Annotated in this window: 6 protein-coding genes and 1 riboswitch; of the genes, 3 read left to right on the top strand and 3 right to left on the bottom strand. The window is 64.4% G+C overall.

The window, feature by feature from the left end; translation table 11 throughout:
• Positions 1-39: 39 nt before the first annotated feature.
• The gene (locus tag RYH74_RS13315) at positions 40-774 is read right to left on the bottom strand and encodes a peptidase C39 family protein (RefSeq protein WP_286101432.1); all 735 of its coding nucleotides are present in this window, start codon (positions 772-774) and stop codon (positions 40-42) included.
• Positions 775-939: 165 nt separating this feature from the next.
• On the opposite strand from RYH74_RS13315, the gene RYH74_RS13310 reads away from it, so the two are divergent.
• Positions 940-1,116, top strand: a complete 177-nt coding sequence (locus RYH74_RS13310; protein WP_167506588.1) for a hypothetical protein — start codon at positions 940-942, stop codon at positions 1,114-1,116.
• Between the two features lie 132 nt (positions 1,117-1,248).
• Here RYH74_RS13310 and RYH74_RS13305 read toward each other — a convergent pair whose 3' ends face one another.
• Positions 1,249-2,001 carry a TerC family protein gene (locus RYH74_RS13305; protein ID WP_003260907.1) on the bottom strand — a complete coding sequence of 251 codons (753 nt, stop codon included), beginning with the start codon at positions 1,999-2,001 and terminating at the stop codon, positions 1,249-1,251.
• Positions 2,002-2,030: 29 nt separating this feature from the next.
• Positions 2,031-2,270 carry a hypothetical protein gene (locus RYH74_RS13300; RefSeq protein ID WP_025338519.1) on the bottom strand — a complete coding sequence of 80 codons (240 nt, stop codon included), beginning with the start codon at positions 2,268-2,270 and terminating at the stop codon, positions 2,031-2,033.
• A gap of 134 nt (positions 2,271-2,404) precedes the next feature.
• Here RYH74_RS13300 and nhaR point away from each other — a divergent pair, with 134 nt between their 5' ends.
• Together nhaR and RYH74_RS13290 are read left to right on the top strand one after the other, a co-directional pair.
• Positions 2,405-3,298, top strand: a complete 894-nt coding sequence (nhaR, locus tag RYH74_RS13295) for a transcriptional activator NhaR (RefSeq protein WP_317409536.1) — start codon at positions 2,405-2,407, stop codon at positions 3,296-3,298.
• Between the two features lie 35 nt (positions 3,299-3,333).
• A riboswitch (cobalamin riboswitch) is annotated at positions 3,334-3,542 on the top strand.
• Positions 3,543-3,648: 106 nt separating this feature from the next.
• Positions 3,649-5,775 (top strand): TonB-dependent receptor, encoded by a 2,127-nt coding sequence (locus RYH74_RS13290; protein WP_317409535.1) that lies wholly within the window; start codon positions 3,649-3,651, stop codon positions 5,773-5,775.
• The last annotated feature ends 5 nt before the right edge of the window (positions 5,776-5,780 follow it).

Below are 5,780 nucleotides of genomic sequence, written 5' to 3'. Positions count from 1 at the left end.
GGAGCGGGTTCACCCGCGAAAGGGCCGGTACAGATAAAGCTATTTGTTCAGGCTACTCACGGCCTGCTTCGCCGCAATCTCCTGCCCCGCCCGGGCCAGTTCATCCGCAGCCTGCAACCAGCGCTGGCGGTCCACCTGGGCCGGCAATTGCCGCGGTGGCTGCACCAGCACCGCCCAACTCCCAAGCTTCGCCCACGCCGAGGCAAAGTCATCGAACGCCATCAGCTGCCGCCGGTGCATGCCCGAGCGCAACAGCACCCGCTGCTTGTAGCGGTCGTAGCCGATCAGCACGGCATAGCGTGGCTCGCTCCACCAGGCCGAACCATCCTCGTAACGCAGCAGCACCGGGTTGCCCGCTGCCACCTGGGTCAACAGTGCGTCCAGCTGCTTGTCCAGCGGATACACCACCATGCCGTAGTCGCGCGCCACCCGGGGGATGCCGGTGTCCAGCGCCTCGGCGCCCTGGGGCAGGTTCAGCGGCTTGTCCAGCAGCCCCGGCGTGATCGGAGCCCCCTGTTGCGACAGCACCGCCGCCAATGCCATGGCCCCGCTGTGGTTGGCGTTGCCACGGTAGAACGGCACGCTGCTGATCTCGACCCGCTGCGGCAAACCCTTGAGGTTGGCGGAGGGTACGCTGGCACAACCGGCCAGGCTGGCCGCTACCAGGCAGGCCGCCAGCAGCCGACGAGGGATGGTCTTGAAGGAAGGTTGCTGCATGGACACTCGCTTGCTCCAACGCCGGGCAGGCAGCGCCCGGCTCTGGCCACCGATCATAGGTCGGACAGCGGCGCGGGTATAGTCCGACACCGGTTAGGAGCAAATCGGACCAAGCAATAGACCTTTGGTCAATGGAACGTCACAGGCGAGAGACTAGACTAAAGCAGTGTCTGGAAGGCCAGCGTCGGCGACCGAGCGCGGCCCGTAGAGATGGAGGCACAGATGAGCCTGACCATGGCAATCCTCATGCTGGTGGGCATGTGGCTGAGCGTTGCAGCCGCCATGCTATGGGGTGTACTGCGTATCGTGCGGCGTCACTCCCACCACCACCTGCCACCGCAGGCCCCCGCCAAGCCACAGCCTGTGCGCCGGGCGCGGCGGCATGCCGGGGTGCACTGACTACAGATTTTCCCTACTCCCATTCGCGGGCTTGCCCGCTCCCACAGGGACCGCGTAGCTATCTGGCTGATGCGGCACCTGTGGGAGCGGGCAAGCCCGCGAACGGGGCGCAAGCGCCCCGCTTTTCTTGCATCAACCTTCAGCCGCTTCGCGCTTCAACCGCGCCCGACGGGCCAGGATGTTGAGGATCTCGATCGCCGTCGAGAAGGCCATGGCCGCGTACACATAACCCTTCGGTACATGGGCGCCGAAACCTTCGGCGATCAGCGTCATGCCGATCATGATCAGGAAGCCCAGGGCCAGCATCACCACGGTCGGGTTGTCGTTGATGAAGTTGGCCAACGGGTCGGCGGCCACCATCATGACGATCACGGCAGTGATAACGGCAATGATCATGATCGGCAGGTGCTCGGTCATGCCCACGGCGGTGATGATGCTGTCGACCGAGAAGACGATGTCCAGCAACAGGATCTGGAAGATCGCCGCGGCAAAGCCCAGGGTAACCGTCGACGACACCTTGGCTTCTTCCTTGGCCCCGTGCGGGTCGACGTTCTCGTGGATTTCCTTGGTCGCCTTCCACAGCAGGAACAGGCCACCGGCAATCAGGATCACGTCCTTCCAGGAGAAGGCATTGCCGAACACTTCGAACACCGGGTCGGTCAGCTGGACGATCCAGGCCACCGTGCTGAGCAAGGCCAGGCGCATGACCAGGGCCATGCTGATACCGATACGGCGCGCCTTGGAGCGGTACTCCACCGGCAGCTTGTTGGTCAGGATGGAGATGAAGATCAGGTTGTCGATGCCCAGCACGACTTCCATGGCCACCAGCGTAGCCAGGGCAACCCAGGCGGTAGGGCTAGCGACGAGTTCCAGCAAGTATTCCATTGTTCAAATCCTGCAGCAGCGGTTGGGGGTCAGATTTCCTGGGTGTCTTCTTTCTTGTCGGCGTCCTTGGGCTTGTGCCCTTCGCTGCCGATGGCCTCGCTCAACGCCTGCTGTGCGGCCTTGTTGGTGTCGTCAATGGCCTGCTTGGCCGACTGTGCGGCCTGGTCGAGCATCTGCTGGGCGGATTTCTCGGCCTGCTCGCAACCGGCCAGGGTGAACAGGGCCAAGGCCAGCACCAGCGGCGTGCCAATGGATTTGAGTTGCAGCATGGGTTCCTCGCTTTTCATGTTCCGGCGGCGCACACGGCGCCTGATGGAGTCGCATTCTAAAGAGCGCAACACATCCGGAAAATTCGTATTTTCAGCGGTTATACTTCGGTTTTTACGATTCCGGAAACATACCGATGCTCAACTATCGGCAGTTGCACTACTTCTGGGCCGTGGCCAAGACCGGCAGCATCGCCCGCGCCAGCGAACAGTTGAACCTGACCCCGCAAACCATCAGCGGGCAGATCAGCCTGTTGGAACAGACCTACGCCCTGGAGTTGTTCCAGCGCGTGGGGCGCCAGCTGGAACTGACCGAAACAGGGCGCCAGACGCTGATCTATGCCGAGCAGATGTTCCAGCTGGGTAACGAGCTGGAGGCCATGCTGCGGGCCGGCCCGCAGGAGCAGATCCTGTTCCGCGTGGGTGTGGCGGACGTGGTGCCCAAGTCCATCGTCTACTGCCTGCTGGCACCGACCATGGAGCTGGACGACGTGCTGCGTATCAACTGCCGCGAAGACAAGCTCGAACGGCTGCTGGCCGACCTGGCGATCCAGCGCCTGGACCTGGTGATTTCCGACAGCCCCATGCCCAGCCACCTGGACATCAAGGGTTATAGCCAGAAACTGGGCGAGTGCGGGTTGAGCTTCTTCGCCACCCCGGCGCTGGCACAACGCCTGGAAGGCCCCTTCCCCGCCTGCCTGCAGGATGCGCCATTGCTTATCCCCGGGCAGGAAACCGTGGTACGCAGCCGCCTGCTGCGCTGGCTGGGTGAACAGCAGGTGCAGCCACGGATCGTGGGCGAGTTCGATGACAGTGCCTTGATGCAGGCGTTCGGGCAGTCGGGCAGCGGCATCTTCGTCGCGCCCAGCGTGATCGCCGAGGAAGTGTGCCGCCAGTATGGCGTGGAGCTGATCGGGCAGACCGAGGCGGTGCACGAGTCGTTCTATGCCATTTCGGTAGAGCGCAAGGTCAAGCACCCGGGGATCGTGGCGATTACCGAGGGGGCGCGACGAGAGTTGTTTCATTGGTAGCAGGCAGATTTGACGCCTCCCGCGTTTCAATGGTCATATGCCCGCCAGTTTCAGGTGCCCTGCGCCGCCGCGCGCAGGGTGAAACGGGAAGCCGGTGCGTCGTGTTGCCCACGACAAGTCCGGCGCTGCCCCCGCAACGGTAAGCGAGCGAACCCTTCGAGATACCACTGTGCACCTGCATGGGAAGGTGAAGGTTTCATGCCCCTCGCAAGCCCGGAGACCGGCCTGGAGCTTCACTTGGCAACCCGCGGTGGGCGGGCGCAGGCCGGTATCCGCGCGCGCCTGCGTGCACGGTGCGCCTTTGCGTGTTTTCCACCGGGATCCATTCATTCCTGCAGTAGTGGAACGACATGTCCCGTATCTTCAAGCTTCACCCTCTGGCGGCCTGCCTGGCCGTATCCCTGCCGGCCCTGGCCGATGACCTCGACCGACAGCCACTGGCCCTGCCCTCCACGGCCATCACCGACACCCAAGGCAGCCACGCCATCGACCTGGCCACCCCGACCCAGGCGGGCTCGCGCCTGGGCCTCAGCGCCCTGGAGACACCGGCCAGCACCAGCAGCATCAGCGCCGAGCAGATTCAGCAGCGCAACAACCTCACCGTGCAGGACGCGGTGACCCGCTCACCGGGCATCAGCTACATCGGCTCCCCGGGCGACGGCGGCACGGGCCTGTCCGCCCGCGGCTTTACCGGGCACAACTCGGTGATGACCCTGTTCGACGGCGCACGCCTGTACACCGGTGCCGGCACCCAGACGTTCCCGGTCGACCCGTGGATGGTCGAGCGCATCGATGTGATTCGTGGCCCGGCCTCGGTGCTGTATGGCGAAGGGGCCACCGGTGCGGTGGTCAACGTGATCCCGAAAAAGCCGTTTGCCGGCGAGGTACGCAACCACCTGCGCCTGGGCTACGGTTCGTGGGACCGCCAGCAGCTCGGCCTGGACAGCGGCGGCAGCCTCGGCGAGCGCCTGAGCTACCGCCTGGCCCTGAACCAGCAAACCGGTAACGGCTGGGTCGACCGCACCCCGTCACGCAGCCTGGCGCTGAGCGCCGCGCTGCGCTTCGATGCCAGCGACGACCTCAGCTTCACCCTCGCCCACGATCGCGGCGATGCGCAACCTGCCAACTACTACGGCACCCCGCTGATCGACGGCCACTACCGCAGCAGCCTGCGCAAGAAGAACTACAACGTGCAGGACGATGTGCAGCACTACGTCGATGAATGGACCCGCCTGAACACCGACTGGACGTTGAACGACCACCTCAGCGCCAGCAACCAGCTGTACTACATCAAGAGCCGCCGTCACTGGCGCAATGCCGAGGAGTACAGCTGGAATGCCGGGCGCCAGCAGCTGCTGCGCGGCAGCTACCTGCAGATCAAGCACAACCAGGAACAGTTCGGCGATCGCCAGGCCTTCACCCTCGACCACACGCTGTTCGGCCTGGCCAGCAAGACCGTGGTCGGCGCCGAGTACAACAAGGTCCGCTTCAACGTCGACAGCAACGCGCCCTACAACGATGTGGGCGGTGACTACGTCGACCCTTGGCAGCCACAACCGGGTTGGTTCCACAGCGCCTCGCCGCTGCGCCCGCAAACCCTGTCCACCACCCACACCTTTGCCCTGTTCGCCGAAAACCGCCTGCAGTTGAGCGATCGCCTGTCCCTGGTCACCGGCGTGCGCCGCGACCAGAACCACATCGTCCAGGAGAAACTGACCACCGACAGCCGCAGCGACCGCAGCCTGCAAGGCGGAAACTGGCGTGCCGGGCTGGTGTTTGCGGTCAGCGACGACCTGTCGCTGTATGGCCAGTACTCCACCAGCGAGGACGGGGTCGACAACCTCATCAGCCTCAGCGCCAACCAGATGCACTACGACCTGACCGAGGCCAGGCAGACCGAGGTGGGCCTGAAGCAGCGCTTCTGGGAGGGGCGTGGCGAATGGACATTGGCGGCCTACCACATCGTCAAGAAGAAGCTGCTGGTGGATGACCCGGTCACCCACGAGAAGCAGCAGGCTGGCCAGCAGACGTCCGACGGCCTGGAGGCAACCCTGGAACTGGCGCTGGCGCACCAGTGGCAGGTGTCGGCCAACGCGGCGATCGTGCGCGCCAGGTATGACGACTTCGACGAAATGGTCGGCGGCGTGGCGCAGGACCGTGCGGGCAATCGCCCGGCCAATGTCCCGCGGCGTACCGCCAACCTGTGGCTGAGCAAAGGCTTCGGCCAGCGGCTGGAGGCCGGCATTGGCGCGCGCTATGTGGACGAACGATATGCCAACACCGCCAACACCCAGAGCGCCCCCGGCTACACCGTGGTCGATGCCTACATCGGCTGGCAGGTGTTGCCGGATGTGCGGCTGGGGTTGCAGTTGAACAACCTGTTCGACCGTGAGTATGTGCAGTCGGCGTTCAGTGGCCAGCAGTGGCTGATGGGGATGCCACGGTCGTACTTTGCGACGGTGGATTACAGCTTCTGACCTGA

Source organism: Pseudomonas sp. LSJ-87, assembly GCF_032971465.1.
Lineage (GTDB): Bacteria > Pseudomonadota > Gammaproteobacteria > Pseudomonadales > Pseudomonadaceae > Aquipseudomonas > Aquipseudomonas putida_Z.
The sequence above is the reverse complement of the archived record's forward strand: the minus strand, read 5'-3'. Positions and strand labels throughout refer to the sequence as shown.